Here is a 14,571-nt window from a genome sequence, read left to right as displayed (position 1 = left end):
GTGTCGCAGGAGGGTATCCATGACTGACAGCGTGAACGAAAAGAAGGGTCGAAATCCGGCCACGGCCATCCCGGCAACAATGAGCCTGCTTGGCGCGATAGTCGCGGCCCTGGCCAGCGGCTGCGGCCAGAGCACGGCGGAGCAGCAGCATGCTGGCGGCCCGCCGGCGGTGTCGGTGGCGCCGGCCGTGCAGCGCGAGGTGCAGGAATTCGACGAATTCACCGCCAGACTGGAAGCTCCGGACACCGTGGAGATCCGCTCCCGCGTGGCCGGTACGCTGGACAAGGTGCATTTCCGCGAAGGCCAGCTGGTCAAAAAGGGCGAGCCCTTGTTCAGCATCGACCCGCGGCCCTTCGCCGCCGAGGTCGCTCGCGCCGAGGCCCAGCTGGCGGCCACCCGCACCCAGACCGAGCTGAGCGCCAGCGAGCTGGCGCGCGCACAAAAGCTGGTCGCGATCCAGGGGGTCAGCCAGCAGGAGATTGATCAGCTGCGCGCCGCCACCCGCAATGCCGAGGCCACTAGCAAGGCCGCCGAGGCCGCCCTGGTGCAGGCCAGGCTGAATCTCGAGTTCACCCGCATCACCGCGCCGGTCGCCGGCCGCAGCTCGCGCGCCAACGTGACGCCGGGCAATCTGGTCGGCGTCGGCGACCCGGTGCTGACCACCGTGGTCTCCAGCGACAAGATTCACGCCTATTTCGACGCCAGCGAAGCCACCTATCTGAAGTACGTGCGCGCGGCCCGCAACGGCAGCATGCCTTCGCAGCGAAGCAGCGAAGGCAACAAGGTGCTGATGGGTCTGTCCAACGAGACCGGCTTCCCGCACGAGGGGCGGATGGACTTCGTCGATAACCGCCTGAACCCCGCCACCGCATCCATCCGTGGCCGTGCGGTGTTCGACAACAAGGCCGGCCTGTTCACGCCGGGCCTGCTGGCCCGCATCAAGCTGGTCGGCTCGGGCAGCTACCAGGCCACCCTGGTGGCCGAGCGGGCGATCAGCACCGACCAGACCCGCAAGGTCGTGCTGGTCGTCGGCGCCAACAACATCGTCCAGCCGCGCGAGGTCAAACCCGGCGTGCTGATCGAGGGCATGCGGGTGGTCGAGGGCGTCAAGCCCGGCGAGCTGGTCATCGTCGACGGCCTGCTGCGCGCGTTCCCCGGCGCGCCGGTGACGCCGCAGCAGCTGAAGGTGGACGACAAGGGCATGCCGATTCCCGCAGCCGCGCCGGCACCTGCCGCTGCTGCCTCCAAGTAAGACCGAGCGCGAGGCTAGCCCCATGGACATCTCACGCTTTTTCATCGACCGGCCGCGTTTCGCGACCGTGCTGTCGATCTTCATCTTCCTGGTCGGTCTGCTGGCGATCTTCCAGCTGCCGATCTCCGAGTACCCCGAGGTCGCGCCGCCGCAAATCGTCGTGCGCGCCCAGTTCCCCGGCGCCAATCCGCGCGTGATCTCCGAGACCGTGGCGACGCCGCTGGAGGAGCAGATCAACGGCCTGGAAAACCTGCTGTACTTCGACAGCCAGGCCACCGGCGACGGCGGCATGACGCTGACCGTCACCTTCAAGATCGGCACCAACCCGGAGGCCGCCGAGACCGCGGTGCAGAACCGGGTCAACCGCGCGCTGCCGCGCCTGCCCGAGATCGTGCGCCAGATCGGCGTGACGACCGAGAAGCAGTCGCCCAATCTGACCATGGTGGTGCACATGGTCAGCACCGACAACAGCCGCGACGCCCTCTATCTGCGCAACTACGCGCAGCTCAATGTGCGCGACGAGCTCTTGCGCGTGCCCGGCATGGGCTCGGTGCTGATGTTCGGCTCCGGCGACTATGCGATGCGGGTCTGGCTGGACCCGCAGAAGCTGGCCGGCCGCGGCATGACGGCCGGCGATGTGGTGGCCGCGATCCGCGAGCAGAACGCCCAGGTGGCGGCCGGTGTCGTCGGCGCCTCGCCGGCCCCCAAGGGCACCGAGTTCCAGCTCTCGGTCAATACCCAGGGCCGCCTGGCCAGCGAGGAGGAGTTCGCCAACATCATCGTGCGTGCCGAGCCCGCCACCGGCGCGCTGGTGCGCGTCAAGGACGTCGGCCGCGTCGAGATGAGCGCCAGCACCTACTCGATAGGCAGCCTGCTGAACAACAAGGAGGCCGCCGCGATCGGCATCTTCCAGGCCCCCGGCTCCAACGCGCTGGCCATCTCCAGCGATGTGCGCGCCACGATGGAGCGGCTCAAGGCCAGCTTCCCGGCCGGCGTCAGCTACTCCATCGTCTACGACCCGACGCGCTTCGTCGAGACCTCGATCAGCAAGGTCGTGCAGACCCTGATCGAGGCCGTGCTGCTGGTGGTGCTGGTGGTCATCATCTTCTTGCAGACCTGGCGTGCCTCCATCATCCCGCTGCTGGCCGTGCCGGTGTCCATCGTCGGCACCTTCGCGGTGCTGCTGGCCCTGGGCTTCTCGATCAACACGCTGACCCTGTTCGGCCTGGTGCTGGCGATCGGCATCGTCGTCGACGATGCCATCGTCGTGGTCGAGAACGTCGAGCGCAATCTGGCCGACGGACTGACCCCGCACGAGGCCACGGTCAAGGCCATGCGCGAGGTCAGCGGCCCCATCATCGCGATCGCCCTGGTGCTGTGCGCGGTCTTCGTGCCGCTGACCTTTGTGCCCGGCCTGTCGGGCCAGTTCTACAAGCAGTTCGCCGCGACCATCGCGATCTCGACGGTGATCTCGGCCTTCAACTCGCTGACCCTGTCGCCGGCGCTGGCGGCCCTGCTGCTGCGCCCGCACGACGCGCCCAAGGACGGCGTGATGAAGCTGATGGACAAGCTGTTCGGCCGCTTCTTCCACTGGTTCAACTGCTTCTTCCAGCGCCGCAGCGAGTCCTATGGCCGCGGTGTCAGCGGCATCCTGAAGCGCAAGTCGGCCGCGCTGCTGGTCTATGCGCTGCTGCTGGGTGCCACGGCCCTGCTGTTCAGCCGCATCCCCAGCGGCTTCGTGCCGGCGCCCGACAAGCAGTACCTGATCGGCGTGGCCCAGCTGCCGGCCGGCGCCTCGCTGGAGCGCACCGAGGAGGTGATACGCCGCATGAGCGATATCGCGCTGAAGGTGCCCGGCATCGTCGACTCGGTGGCCTTCCCGGGCCTGTCCTTCGCCGGCTTCTCGGCCGCGCCGAACGAGGGCATCGTGTTCTTCGGCCTGGCCGATTTCGACAAGCGCAAGGACCCCAGCCTGTCCAAGGATGCGATCCTCGGCCAGGTCAATGGTGCGATCCAGCAGATCCAGGGCGCGCGCATGTTCGTCGTGCCGCCGCCGGCGGTCGAGGGCCTGGGCAATGCGGGTGGCTTCAAGGTCCAGGTGCAGGACCGCAGCGGCCAGGGCGAGCAGGCCCTGTTCGGCGCGGTCTGGGGTGTGCTGGGCCAGGCCTATGGCAATCCCAAGTCCAGCATCAGCACGCCGTTCTCGATGTATGACATCAACGTGCCCCAGCTGTTCGCCGATGTCGACCGCGGCAAGGCCAAGCAGATGGGCGTGGGCCTGCAGGACATCTACGACACCCTGCAGATCAACCTCGGCTCGCTCTATGTCAACGACTTCAGCCGCTTCGGCAAGACCTATCAGGTGATCGTGCAGGCCGATGCGCCCTTCCGCGCCCAGGCCGACGATATCGTCGCGCTGAAGACCCGCAACGCTCGCGGCGAGATGGTGCCGCTGGGCGCGCTGATGGAGGTCTCGCCGACCTTCGGGCCAACCCGGGTGACGCGCTACAACGGCTTCCCCAGCGCCGACATCAACGGCTCGCCCAACCCCGGCTTCTCCAGCGGCCAGGCCGAGGCCGAGATCGAGCAGCTGCTGAAGACCCTGCCGCGCGGCATGAGCTATGAGTGGACCGAGCTGAGCCATCAGGACCGGCTGACCCGCGATGTCACCCTGCCGGGGCTGGGCATCAAGCTGCCGACCCTGGCGGCCGTGCTGCTGCTGTCGGTGATCCTGGTGGTGCTGGTGCTGGCCGCGCAGTACGAGAGCTGGAGCCTGCCGCTGGCCATCATCCTGATCGTGCCCATGGGCATCTTCTCGGCGCTGTTCGGCATCTGGCTGTCGCACTTCCCGCCCTTCGCGCAGGCCGGTGATCTGAACCTGTTCACCCAGGTGGCCCTGGTCGTGCTGGTGGGCCTGGCCTGCAAGAACGCCATCCTGATCGTCGAGTTCGCCAAGGAGCTGGAAGAACAGGGCAAGACCATGCTGCAGGCCGTCACCGAGGCCTGCCGGCTGCGCCTGCGGCCCATCCTGATGACCTCGATCGCCTTCTGCGCCGGCGTGATCCCGCTGATCCTGGGCTCCGGCGCCGGCAGCGAGATGCGCCGCGCGATGGGCATCGCGGTGTTCTCCGGCATGGTGGGCGTCACGCTCTTCGGCATCTTCCTGACCCCGGTGTTCTACGCCCTGCTGCGCAAGAGCACCGAGAAGAAGCGCGCCCATGCGGCCGAGCTGCGTCGCGAGATCGACGCCGCCGCTCATCCCTTCCATCCCGGTATCGACGATGCCGAGACCACGCCCCGCAAGGAGGGTGCATGATGCGCCTCGCTCTGAGTCTTCTGTGCCTGGCGGCCCTGTCCGCCTGCTCCAGCGCCCCCGAGCTGAAGCGCTATGAGCCCGTGCTGGCGGCCGAGTTCGCGAACAAGCCCGCCGAGGCCGTGGCCGGCGAGCCGGTGGCCCAGTTCTGGCGCGGCTTCAATGACACGCAGCTGGACCGGCTGATCGCCCAGTCCCTGCAGGCCAACACCGATCTGCGCATCGCCGCGGCCAATCTCCAGGAGGCCCGCGCGCTGGGCCGTTTTGCCGATGCCCAGCAGCTGCCCACCGTGGGCCTGGCCGCCGGCGCGGCGCGGGTGCGCGCGCAAAACGATCAGGGCCAGGCGCAGACCCGGCGCGCCTACTCGGCCGGCTTCGATGTCGCCTGGGAGGCCGATCTGTTCGGCCGCCTCAGCGGCGAGCAGCGCGCGGCCGCGGCCGGCGTGCTGGCCGGCGAGGCCGGGCTGCGTGCGGCCCAGCTGAGCCTGGCCGCCGAGGTGGCGCGCAATTACTTCGAGCTGCGCGGCCTGCAGGAGCAGCTGCGCGTGGCGCGCGCCTCGCTGGAAACCCAGGAGGCCGCGCTGAAGCTGGTCTTGGCCCGCCAGGACGCCGGACGCGGCACGGCGCTGGACAGCGAGCGCGCCCGCGCGCTGCTGCAGTCCACCGCGGCCAGCGTGCCGGCGCTGGAAACCGCCCTGCTGCGCAGCCGCTACCGCCTGGCCGTGCTGAGCGGCCAGCCGCCCACCGCGCTGGATCAGGAGCTCAGCGAGGTGAAGCCGCTGCCGGGCCTGAAGACGGTGGCGCTGGGCGGCATAGGCGCGCCGCAGGACCTGCTGCGCCGCCGCCCCGATGTGCAGGCGGCTGAAGGCCTGGCTGCGGCCGCCGCGGCCCGCGCCGGCGTGGCCCGCAGCGATCTGTTCCCGCGCATCACCTTGGGCGGCACGCTGGGCCAGAACGCCTCGCGGCTGGGCGATCTGGGCGACGGCGCCTCCTACGCCTACAACCTCGGTGCCCAGCTGGTCTGGAACCTGCTGGACTTCGGCCGCATCAAGGCCCAGATCGCCGCCGCCGATGCGCGCAGCGAGGTGGCGCTGCTGAGCTATGAGCGCACCGTGCTGGGTGCGCTGGAGGAGACCGAGGGTGCGCTGGCCGGCTACAGCCGCAGCCAGCAGCAGGCGCAGCACCTGTTCGAAGCGGCCCGCGCCGCCGAGCGCGCGGCGCTGATCGCGCGCGAGCGTTTCGGTGTCGGCGTCAGCGACTTCCTCGCGGTGCTCGATGCCGAGCGCGAGCTGCTGTCGGCGCGCGACCGGCTGGCGCAGTCGCAGACGGCGGCCGCCACCTCGCTGGTGGGCGTCTACAAGGCGCTGGCCGGCGGCTGGGGCGGCTGAGCGCCGCCGGGCTCGGGTCATGGGCAGGGATAATCCCGCCCATGATTCGACTCTTTGTTGGCCTCGGCAACCCGGGCCCCGAATACGAGGACACCCGCCACAACGCCGGCTTCTGGTGGGTCAATGACCTGGCCCGCAAGCTCGGCGGCACGCTGGCGGTGGACCGCAACTATCACGGCCTGGTGGCGCGCATCAATAACGCGCCGGGCGCGGCCGGGCCGATCTGGCTGCTGGAGCCGATGACCTATATGAACCTCAGCGGCAAATCGGTGGCCGCGCTGGCGCGCTTCTTCAAGATCGCGCCCGAGGAGATCCTGGCCATCCATGACGAGCTCGATATCGAGCCCGGCCAGATGAAGTTCAAGCAGGGCGGCGGCAACGGCGGCCACAACGGGCTCAAGGACATGCAGGCCTGCCTGGGCTCGGCCAATTTCTGGCGGCTGCGGCTGGGCATCGGCCATCCGGGCGTCAAAACCGAGGTGGCCGGCTATGTCTTGCGCAAGCCGCCGCTGGCCGAGCGCCAGGCCATCGAGGACTGCATCGCCAAGTCGCTGGAATCCGTCGATCTGATGTTGAAAGGCGAGCTGGAGCGGGCCATGATGAAGATACATGCCAAGCCGCCCAGGCCCAAGCCACCCAAGCCCCCAGCCCTCGATCCATCATGACCCGCTCGCCGCTCGCCTGCTGCGCCATCGCCCTGATGGCGCTGGGCAGCGGCTTGCAGGCGCAGACCGAAACCCGCAGCACCGGCGTCTATCGCTGCGGGCCCGAGGGCCGCGATCTGCGCGACTCGCCATGCCCCGACGGCAAGCCCGGAACCCGCCAGGCCGTCGCCTACGAGCAGCCGGCCTCGGCCGCGCAGCGCGAGGCCCTGCAGCGCCAGCGCAGCGATGCCAAGCGCGCCCGCGAACTGGAACGTGAGCGCCAGCGTTTCGAGGCCAGTGCACCCCGGGGCGGGCCCATCGGCATCGACGGTCTGGCCCGGCCCGAGCCGGTGCTGGGCAGCAAGCCCGATCGCGACAAGCCGCTGCAGACCCAGAAGCCCAAGACCAAGAAACCCAAGCCGCCCAAGAGCAGCGCCGCTTCGGCACCACGCTAGCCGCTAGAATCCACGGCGTTGGTGCTCGTGCAGCCGTCATGGCTGCGCAGTTAAACGGGAATCAGAAGGGCGCGCCTCGCCGAGGCAAACCTAACCTGAGCTGTCCCCGCAACGGTAAGTGGACGAAGTCGCCAGGCGCGACTTCCGGTTCTGTACTCGCTCCACTGGCGCCTGAGGCGCTGGGAAGGACTCAGAGCTTGCATCCACCAGCCCGGATACCGGCCAACAAGTGATGTCCCGGCCTCTGCCGGGTCGTCGTTCCACAGGACCCGCGGGGAAGCTGGCGTCCTGGATGTACTGTTGTTGGTCCACAAATGAATACTTCTGTTCGGCGTCCCGCACGCACGACGAGCGCACTGCTGCGCATGACTCCCTTTGCCCTGGCGCTGCTGGCGGCCTTGCCCGAGGCCCAGGCCCAGTCCGCTGGCCGCAAGGGTCTAGACCCGGTCTTCGTGACCGCCACCCGCAGCCCGCAGGCGCTGAGCCAGGTGCTGGCCGATGCCACCGTGATCACCCGCGCCGACATCGAGCGCCAGGCCTTTGGCGGCCTGGCCGATCTGCTGCGCAACCAGGCCTGTTTCGAGATGGTGCGCAACGGCAATCCCGGCGCCAACACCAGCCTGTTCGTGCGCGGCGCCGAGACCCGCCACACCAAGGTCTTGATCGATGGGGTTCCCTACGACTCTCAGCGCACCGACGGCGCATCCTGGCAGTCGCTGCCCCTGGCGCAGATCGAGCGCATCGAGATCGTGCGTGGCGCCGCCAGCGCGATCTACGGCTCCGACGCCATCGGCGGCGTGGTGCAGATCTTCACCCGCAAGGGCGAGGGCGCGCCGCTGCTGGAGCTGGGTGTGGGTGGCGGCAACAACGGCCTGGCCAAGCTGGACGCCAGCATCAGCGGCCTGAACGGCATTGTTGACTACGCGCTCTCCGTCGCCAGCGAGCGCAGCGATGGCTTCAACACCCGACCGGTGATCGGCGATCCGGGCTACAGCCCCGATATCGACGGCTACCGCAGCCGCAGCGTCAGCCTGCGCCTGGGCGCGCAGCTGAACAAGGCCCACCGCGTCGACCTGATCGGCATGGACAGCCATATCAACAGCCAGTACGACGCCTCGGCCAAGCCCAAGGTCGATGACCGCAATATCAACGCCGCCCGCGCGCTGCGCGCCGCCTGGACCGCGCAGTGGAGCCCGGCGCTGGACACCAGTTTCAGCGTCGGCGAGTCCACCGACAACTACGAAACCAAGCCCAGCGTCTATCAAACCGAAACCCGTACCCGCTCCATCGCGCTCAGCGCCGGCCTCAAGCTGGGTACCGGCCAACTCAATGGCTCGCTGGAGCGCCGCGAGGACAAGCTGGTGAACACCAGCGTGACCGGCGGCAAGGCCGACCGCCACCAGGATGCCGTGGGCCTGGGCTATCTCTGGTCCGCCGGCCCGCTGTCGCTGCAAGCCCATGCGCGCCATGACAGCGACAGCGAGTTCGGCAGCGCCAACACCGGCACGCTGGCCGCCGGATACCAGCTGAGCCCGCAATGGCGCCTGCTGAGCTCCTACGGCACGGCCTTCAAGGCGCCCTCGCTGTTCCAGCGCTTCAGTGATAACGGTAAACCCGATCTGCAGCCCGAGAAGGGCAAGAATGCCGAGATCGGCCTGCACTTCACACAAGGCGTCCACGGTGCCAGCCTGACGGCCTACCGCAACCTGATCGACAACCTGATCGTGTACGTCAGAGGACGCGGCGCCTGCAAAAGCAGCCTCGGCTGCTATGACAACATCGGCCAGGCGCGTCTGCAGGGCCTGAGCCTGAAGGGCAATACCGCCATGGCCGGCATCCGCTTGTCCGGCTCACTGGACCTGCAAGCGCCCAAGGATGTGACTGAGGGCCGTGCCAACTACGGCAAGGTCCTGGCCCGCCGATCCAAGACCCACGGCACGCTGCGCGCCGAGACCGATGTGGCAGGCTGGGCATTGGGCGCCCAGTTACTGGCCAGCGGCAAGCGCACCGACAACCTGGACACCGGTCTCAAGATCGGCGGCTATGCCACGCTGGACCTGGATGCGCAGTACAGCCTGAATCAGCAGCTGCGCCTGCAGCTCAAGCTGGACAACGCCTTCGACCGCAAGTACGAGACCGCGCGCGGCTATGCCAGTTCGCCGTTCCAGTTCTTCGTCGGCCTGCGCTACAGCCCGACGCTCTGAGCCATGAGCGCCGCCCAGCACCACCTGATCGTCGGCGGCCAGCGCAGCGGCAAGTCGCGCCATGCCGAAAGGCTGGCGCAGGCCTGGCTGGCCGCCGCGCCCGGCCACCGGGTCACGGTGCTGGCCACGGCGCTGGCTTTTGATGCGGAAATGAGCGCACGCATCGCGCGCCATCAACAAGACCGACCGGCGGGCTTCGACACCCTCGAGGCACCGCTGGCCATGGCTCAGGGACTCTCGAGCATCGCCGCCCCCGGGCGGCTGATCCTGGTCGACTGCCTGACCTTGTGGCTGACCAACTGGCTGATGCCTATGGACGACAAGCCCGATCTGACCGGCTGGGAGGCGGAGCGCCAGCGCCTGCTGGACCTGCTGCCGGCGCTGCCCTCGCCGGTGCTGTTCGTCTCCAACGAGGTCGGCTGGGGTGTGTCGCCGATGTCGAGTGCGGCGCGCTTTTATGTCGACGAGCTGGGGCGGCTGAACCAGGCCGTGGCCCGGCGCTGTCAAGACCTGACCCTGATGGTGGCCGGCCAGGCCTGGACCCGAGCGGTGGAGAAGGAAGAGCTATGAAACGTCTGTTGGCAAGCCTGCTGATGATGGCGCTGGCGGGGCTGGCCCAGGCCGCAGTCACCGTCAAGGACGACCGCGGCCACACCGTCACCCTGCCCGAGGTGCCCAGGCGCATCGTCAGCCTGCTGCCCTCGCTGACCGAGACGGTCTGCGAGCTGGGCGACTGCGCCCGCCTGGTCGGCACCGACCGCTTCTCCAACCACCCGGCCACCGCCCGCGCCCTGCCCAAGCTGGGCGGGCTGGACGACACCAGCATCGAGGCCCTGGTGGCGCTGAAGCCCGATGTCGTGCTCTTGGGCATGTCCTCGCGCCTGATGGACCGGCTGGAAGCGCTGGGCATCAAGGTCATCGCGCTGGAGACAAAGAGTCTGGGCGATGTGCGACGGGTGCTGGACAAGATCGCGCAGCTCTTGGGCAAGCCTGACGACGCGCGCCGCATCTGGAACCGCATCGACGGCGCCATCACCCACAGCGCGGCCAGCCTGCCGCCGGCCGCGCGCGGCCTGCGCATCTATTACGAGGTCGATGCCGCGCCCTATGCCGCCGGCACCGCCTCCTTCATGGGCGAGATCCTGAGCCGGCTGCACGGCCGCAACATCGTGCCGGCCGAGCTGGGGCCTTTCCCGAAACTGAATCCCGAGTTCGTCGTGCGCGCCGACCCGCAGGTCATCATGGTGGGCCAGCGCAGTGCGTCGGGCCTGCCACAACGTCCCGGCTGGGGCGCGATCCAGGCGGTCAGGAACAAGAAGATCTGCGTCTGGGTGCCGGCCGAATCGGATGTGCTGGTGCGCCCCGGCCCGCGCATGGACGAGGCCGCCGCGCTGATGGCCCGCTGCCTGCGCGAGGCCGCCGCCGGCCCGGTGGCCCTGCCCACCGTGCCCTTCAATGCGCCCCCAGGGGGGATGCGCTGATGAGTGCTCGCCATGGCCTGTGGCTCTTGATGCTGCTGCTCGGCAGCGCCGCGCTGCTGGCGCTGGGCCTGGCCATAGGCAGCACCGGCTGGAGCCCCTGGGTCGACAAGGACCCGGTGATGCAGCAAATCCTCTGGGACATCCGCGCGCCCCGCTCCTTGGGTGCCTGGCTGGCCGGCGCGCTGCTGGCGCTGGCCGGCGCGGTGGCCCAAGGCCTGTTCCGCAATCCGCTGGCCGACCCTTATCTGCTGGGCTGCTCGGCCGGCGCCTCGCTGGGCGTGGCTGTGCTGCTCTTCATGGTCGGCTTCTCGCCGGCCGCCACCGCGCTGGCGCTGCGGGTGGGCATGACGGGCGCGGCCTTTGTCGGCGCGGTGGGCGCGGTGCTGCTGACCCTGCTGCTGGCGCGCGGCGTCGAGCAGACGCTGAGGCTGCTGCTGGCCGGCGTTGTCGTCGGCGTGGTGCTGGGCTCGGGCTCGGCCCTCTTGACCCTGATGAACCCCGACATCATGCGGGCCATGCAGGCCTTCATGCTGGGCAGCACCGGCTTTGTCGGCTGGAACGCGGTGCTGATCATGGCCGCGACCCTGCTGGCCTGCCTGCTGGTCGCCCTGGGCTGCAGCCGCAGCCTGGACGCGCTGAGCCTGGGCGAGGCCACCGCCCATTCGCTGGGCGTGCGCCTGGCCCTGGTGCGGGTGCTGCTGATCGCGGTGCTGGCCCTGGCCACGGCGGCGGCCGTCGCGCAGTGCGGGCTGATCGCCTTTGTCGGCCTGGTCGCCCCCCATCTGGTGCGCAGCTGGGGGCCGGTCACGCATCGCAGCCTCTTGCTGCTGAGCCCGCTGGCCGGCGGCATGCTGCTGCTGGCGGCCGATATCGGCGCGCGCTGGGTGATCGCGCCGCAGGAGCTGCCGGTGGGCATCATCACCGCGCTGCTGGGCGGCAGCTACCTGCTGTACCTGATGCACCGGCGTTCCTCAGGCTTGGGGAGACGGTCATGAGCGCTGCGTCCTTGCTGAGCCTGGATCTGCGCTCGCTGAAGCTCGGCGGCAGCAGCATCTTGCAGCCTCTGCAGTTCGCGCCGCAGTCGCGCGCCTGGACCGCCGTGGTCGGCCCCAACGGCGCCGGCAAGTCGACCATGCTGCGCGCGCTGACCGGCCTGCTGCCCTTCGACGGCGCGCTGCAGCTGCAAGGCCAGCCCTGGCACAGCTGGCCGGCACGCGAACGCGCCCGCCAGGTCGCCTGGCTGGGCCAGAACGAGGCCAGCGCCGACGAGCTCAGCGCGCTGGACGTCGTGATGCTGGGCCGGTTGCCGCACCAGCCCTGGCTGGCGCCGGCCAGCAGCGCCGACCACGCGGCCGTCGAGCAGGCGATGCGCATGACCCAGAGCTGGGACTGGCGCGAGCGCCCGCTGGGCCAGCTCTCCGGCGGCGAGCGCCAGCGTGTGCTGCTGGCGCGTGCGCTGGCCGTGCGGGCGCAGGCCTTGCTGATGGACGAGCCGCTGGCCCATCTGGACCCGCCGCACCAGAGCGACTGGGTGCAGATCGTGCGCGGGCTCGTCGCCGAGGGCGTGACCGTGGTCTCGGTGCTGCATGAACTCAATATCGCCTTGCAGGCCGACAGCGTCGTCGTGATGGATGCCGGCCGCATCGTCCACCAGGGCCCGCCCGAGGCCGCCGCCACCCACGCCGCGCTGCAGCAGGTGTTCCACCAGCGCCTGCTGATACTGCAGGTGCAGGACCGCTGGCTGGCCTTGAACGCATGAAAAGAACGATGAACAGCTGCCCCGCCCTGATGATCAGTGCCCCGTCCTCCGGCTCGGGCAAGACCAGCGTCACCGCCGCGATCGCGCGCCATGCCCGCAATGCCGGCAAGCGAGTGCGCGTGTTCAAGACCGGCCCGGACTATCTGGACCCCATGGTGCTGGAGCGTGCCAGCGGCCACCCGGTCTATCAGCTGGACCTCTTCATGGGCGGGCTCGCGCACTGCCAGGGCCTGCTGGCCCAGGCCGCGGCGGAGTCCGACCTGATCCTGGTCGAGGGCGTGATGGGCCTGTTCGACGGCACGCCCAGCAGCGCCGACCTGGCCACGGCCTTCGGCCTGCCGGTGCTGGCGGTGATCGACGCCTCGGCGATGGCCCAGACCTTTGCGGCGCTGGCGGTCGGGCTGCAGACCTTCCGCCGCGATATCCGCCTGTGCGGCGTGGTCGCGAACCGGGTCGGCAGCCCGGCCCATGCCCGCATGGTGGCCGAAGGCCTGCCCGAGGACCTGCCCCTGGTCGCGGCGCTGCAGCGCAGGCAAGACCTGGCCCTGCCCGAGCGGCATCTGGGCCTGGTGCAGGCGCTGGAGCTGCCGGGGCTGGACGCGCAGCTGGACGACTGGGCGCGAGCCTGGGGCGAAGCCTCGAAGGGCTTCGAGTTCCAGCCGGTACGCTTCGATGTCGAGCCCGAGCCGGCCCTGCCGCCGCTGCTGAAGGGCCGGCGCATCGCGGTGGCCCAGGATGCCGCCTTCTCCTTCATCTACCCCGCCAATCTCGACTGCCTGCGCGCGCTGGGCGCCGAGGTCCTGATGTTCGCGCCGATCGAGGGTCAGGCCTTGCCGCCCTGCGACGCGCTGTGGCTGCCTGGCGGCTATCCCGAGCTGCATGCACCGGCGCTGCGCGCCCATGCGAGCTTTTTCGCCGATCTGGCCGCTCATCTTGCGGCCGGCAAACCGCTGCTGGCCGAGTGCGGCGGCATGCTGGCGCTGGCCGAGTGCCTGACGGACGCCGAGGGCGTGGACCATGCGATGGCCGGCTTGATGCCTGGCCGCGCCCGGATGCAACCACGCCTGGCCGCGCTGGGCATGCAGAAGATCGAGTGGCCCGAGGGTGAGCTGCGCGGCCACACCTTCCATTACTCCACCCTCAACACACCGCTGGTGCCGATCGCGCACGCCAGCAACCCGAATGCGGGCAAGGCCGCCGAAGCGCTCTACGCGCAAGGCTGCCTGCGCGCCAGCTACGTGCACCACTACTTCCCCTCCAACCCCGAGGCCATCGCCGCCTTCTTCTCCTCATGATGCTCGAACAAGGTTTTGCCCAGATCGCCCAGGCCCTGCTGTGGCCGGTTCTCGTGCTCGTCGGCCTCGGCTTCGTCTACGCGCTGTGGGTGGCCGGGGCCACGCTGATGGAGGCTGCGCAGCGCTGGCGCTCGCCGAACTACCGGACCCTGCACGCCCATGCCGGCAAGCCGCTGGAAGAGATCGAGCTGCAGGTGGTGCGCCAGCTGGAGCCGCTGCGCCTCTTGGGCCGCGTCAGCCCGCTCCTGGGCCTGATCGCGACGATGGTGCCGCTGGGCCCGGCGCTGCAGAGCGTGGCCGCCGGCCAGGGCCAGCAGGCGCTGGCGGTGTTCAGCGGTGCCTTCGCCGGCGTCGTGCTGGCGCTGGCGGCGGCAGCCGTCGGCCTGGTCGCGTACTCGGTGCGCCGTCGCTGGCTGATGAGTGAGCTGGTCGCCATCCGCACTTCGAGAGGCATGGCATGAAACACCTCTCCATCCTCGGCGAGGAAGACGATGACCCGATGCTGTCGGCCGTCAATCTGGTCGATGTGTTCCTGGTGCTGGTCGTTGCGCTGCTGACCGCGGTCGCGCTGCAGCAGCAGAAGGAAGCGAACGAGAACGTCACCATCATCAAGAAGCCCGGCGAGCCGGATATGGAGATCGTCGTGCGCGAGAACGGACGCGAGATCCGCTACAAGGGCAATGGCGGCAGCAGCGAGGGCCAGGGCGTGCGCGCCGGCGTGGCCTACAAGCTCAAGGACGGCAACATCATCTATGTGCCCGAGGGCGACAAGCCGTGATC

13 protein-coding genes and 1 riboswitch are annotated in these 14,571 nt (G+C 69.4%); all 13 genes read left to right on the top strand.

Annotated elements, in window-relative coordinates; translation table 11 throughout:
* The first annotated feature begins 19 nt into the window (after positions 1–19).
* The 13 genes from ABGI63_RS08190 (at position 20) to ABGI63_RS08130 (ending at position 14,569) form a co-directional block, all read left to right on the top strand.
* Complete coding sequence (locus ABGI63_RS08190; RefSeq protein WP_349741978.1) at positions 20–1,252, top strand: efflux RND transporter periplasmic adaptor subunit; 1,233 nt, start codon at positions 20–22, stop codon at positions 1,250–1,252.
* A gap of 22 nt (positions 1,253–1,274) precedes the next feature.
* Positions 1,275–4,568: an efflux RND transporter permease subunit gene (locus tag ABGI63_RS08185; protein WP_349741977.1), complete on the top strand. Its 3,294-nt coding sequence runs from the start codon at positions 1,275–1,277 to the stop codon at positions 4,566–4,568.
* Complete coding sequence (locus tag ABGI63_RS08180) at positions 4,565–5,953, top strand: efflux transporter outer membrane subunit (RefSeq protein ID WP_349741976.1); 1,389 nt, start codon at positions 4,565–4,567, stop codon at positions 5,951–5,953. Before ABGI63_RS08185 ends, ABGI63_RS08180 begins: the two co-directional genes overlap by 4 nt.
* Positions 5,954–5,994: 41 nt before the next feature.
* Positions 5,995–6,618 carry an aminoacyl-tRNA hydrolase gene (gene pth, locus ABGI63_RS08175; RefSeq protein ID WP_137943746.1) on the top strand — a complete coding sequence of 208 codons (624 nt, stop codon included), beginning with the start codon at positions 5,995–5,997 and terminating at the stop codon, positions 6,616–6,618.
* Positions 6,615–7,052, top strand: coding sequence for a hypothetical protein (locus ABGI63_RS08170; protein ID WP_137943745.1), 438 nt, complete (start codon positions 6,615–6,617; stop codon positions 7,050–7,052). The genes pth and ABGI63_RS08170 overlap by 4 nt, the downstream gene beginning before the upstream one ends.
* A gap of 2 nt (positions 7,053–7,054) precedes the next feature.
* Positions 7,055–7,292: riboswitch (cobalamin riboswitch) on the top strand.
* Between the two features lie 125 nt (positions 7,293–7,417).
* On the top strand, positions 7,418–9,256 hold the full coding sequence (locus ABGI63_RS08165) for a TonB-dependent receptor domain-containing protein (RefSeq protein ID WP_349741975.1): 1,839 nt from the start codon (positions 7,418–7,420) through the stop codon (positions 9,254–9,256).
* A 3-nt stretch (positions 9,257–9,259) separates the two neighbouring features.
* Complete coding sequence (gene cobU / locus ABGI63_RS08160; RefSeq protein ID WP_349741974.1) at positions 9,260–9,826, top strand: bifunctional adenosylcobinamide kinase/adenosylcobinamide-phosphate guanylyltransferase; 567 nt, start codon at positions 9,260–9,262, stop codon at positions 9,824–9,826.
* On the top strand, positions 9,823–10,737 hold the full coding sequence (locus tag ABGI63_RS08155; RefSeq protein ID WP_349741973.1) for an ABC transporter substrate-binding protein: 915 nt from the start codon (positions 9,823–9,825) through the stop codon (positions 10,735–10,737). Before cobU ends, ABGI63_RS08155 begins: the two co-directional genes overlap by 4 nt.
* Positions 10,737–11,732 (top strand): FecCD family ABC transporter permease, encoded by a 996-nt coding sequence (locus ABGI63_RS08150; protein ID WP_137943741.1) that lies wholly within the window; start codon positions 10,737–10,739, stop codon positions 11,730–11,732. The genes ABGI63_RS08155 and ABGI63_RS08150 overlap by 1 nt, the downstream gene beginning before the upstream one ends.
* The gene (locus ABGI63_RS08145) at positions 11,729–12,496 is read left to right on the top strand and encodes an ABC transporter ATP-binding protein (protein WP_349741972.1); all 768 of its coding nucleotides are present in this window, start codon (positions 11,729–11,731) and stop codon (positions 12,494–12,496) included. The genes ABGI63_RS08150 and ABGI63_RS08145 overlap by 4 nt, the downstream gene beginning before the upstream one ends.
* Positions 12,497–12,504: 8 nt before the next feature.
* Positions 12,505–13,791 carry a cobyrinic acid a,c-diamide synthase CobB gene (locus ABGI63_RS08140; RefSeq protein ID WP_349741971.1) on the top strand — a complete coding sequence of 429 codons (1,287 nt, stop codon included), beginning with the start codon at positions 12,505–12,507 and terminating at the stop codon, positions 13,789–13,791.
* Positions 13,788–14,252: a hypothetical protein gene (locus ABGI63_RS08135; RefSeq protein WP_349741970.1), complete on the top strand. Its 465-nt coding sequence runs from the start codon at positions 13,788–13,790 to the stop codon at positions 14,250–14,252. The genes ABGI63_RS08140 and ABGI63_RS08135 overlap by 4 nt, the downstream gene beginning before the upstream one ends.
* Positions 14,249–14,569, top strand: a complete 321-nt coding sequence (locus ABGI63_RS08130) for a DUF2149 domain-containing protein (protein WP_137943737.1) — start codon at positions 14,249–14,251, stop codon at positions 14,567–14,569. Before ABGI63_RS08135 ends, ABGI63_RS08130 begins: the two co-directional genes overlap by 4 nt.
* Positions 14,570–14,571 lie beyond the last annotated feature (2 nt).

It is taken from the genome of Roseateles cavernae (assembly GCF_040187885.1).
GTDB classification, from domain to species: domain Bacteria; phylum Pseudomonadota; class Gammaproteobacteria; order Burkholderiales; family Burkholderiaceae_C; genus Roseateles_E; species Roseateles_E cavernae.
Note: the sequence above shows the minus strand (reverse complement) of the source record. Positions and strands in the feature narration are given on the sequence as shown.

What these genes read in the sequence shown, in the direction of transcription:
- ABGI63_RS08145 (WP_349741972.1), top strand. Translation starts at nt 11,729, where the DNA reads ATGAGCGCTGCGTCCTTGCTGAGCCTGGATCTGCGCTCGCTGAAGCTC.
- ABGI63_RS08150 (WP_137943741.1), top strand. Translation starts at nt 10,737, where the DNA reads ATGAGTGCTCGCCATGGCCTGTGGCTCTTGATGCTGCTGCTCGGCAGC.
- ABGI63_RS08170 (WP_137943745.1), top strand. Translation starts at nt 6,615, where the DNA reads ATGACCCGCTCGCCGCTCGCCTGCTGCGCCATCGCCCTGATGGCGCTG.
- ABGI63_RS08165 (WP_349741975.1), top strand. Translation starts at nt 7,418, where the DNA reads ATGACTCCCTTTGCCCTGGCGCTGCTGGCGGCCTTGCCCGAGGCCCAG.
- ABGI63_RS08135 (WP_349741970.1), top strand. Translation starts at nt 13,788, where the DNA reads ATGATGCTCGAACAAGGTTTTGCCCAGATCGCCCAGGCCCTGCTGTGG.
- pth (WP_137943746.1), top strand. Translation starts at nt 5,995, where the DNA reads ATGATTCGACTCTTTGTTGGCCTCGGCAACCCGGGCCCCGAATACGAG.
- ABGI63_RS08130 (WP_137943737.1), top strand. Translation starts at nt 14,249, where the DNA reads ATGAAACACCTCTCCATCCTCGGCGAGGAAGACGATGACCCGATGCTG.
- ABGI63_RS08190 (WP_349741978.1), top strand. Translation starts at nt 20, where the DNA reads ATGACTGACAGCGTGAACGAAAAGAAGGGTCGAAATCCGGCCACGGCC.
- ABGI63_RS08180 (WP_349741976.1), top strand. Translation starts at nt 4,565, where the DNA reads ATGATGCGCCTCGCTCTGAGTCTTCTGTGCCTGGCGGCCCTGTCCGCC.
- ABGI63_RS08155 (WP_349741973.1), top strand. Translation starts at nt 9,823, where the DNA reads ATGAAACGTCTGTTGGCAAGCCTGCTGATGATGGCGCTGGCGGGGCTG.
- ABGI63_RS08140 (WP_349741971.1), top strand. Translation starts at nt 12,505, where the DNA reads ATGAACAGCTGCCCCGCCCTGATGATCAGTGCCCCGTCCTCCGGCTCG.
- ABGI63_RS08185 (WP_349741977.1), top strand. Translation starts at nt 1,275, where the DNA reads ATGGACATCTCACGCTTTTTCATCGACCGGCCGCGTTTCGCGACCGTG.
- cobU (WP_349741974.1), top strand. Translation starts at nt 9,260, where the DNA reads ATGAGCGCCGCCCAGCACCACCTGATCGTCGGCGGCCAGCGCAGCGGC.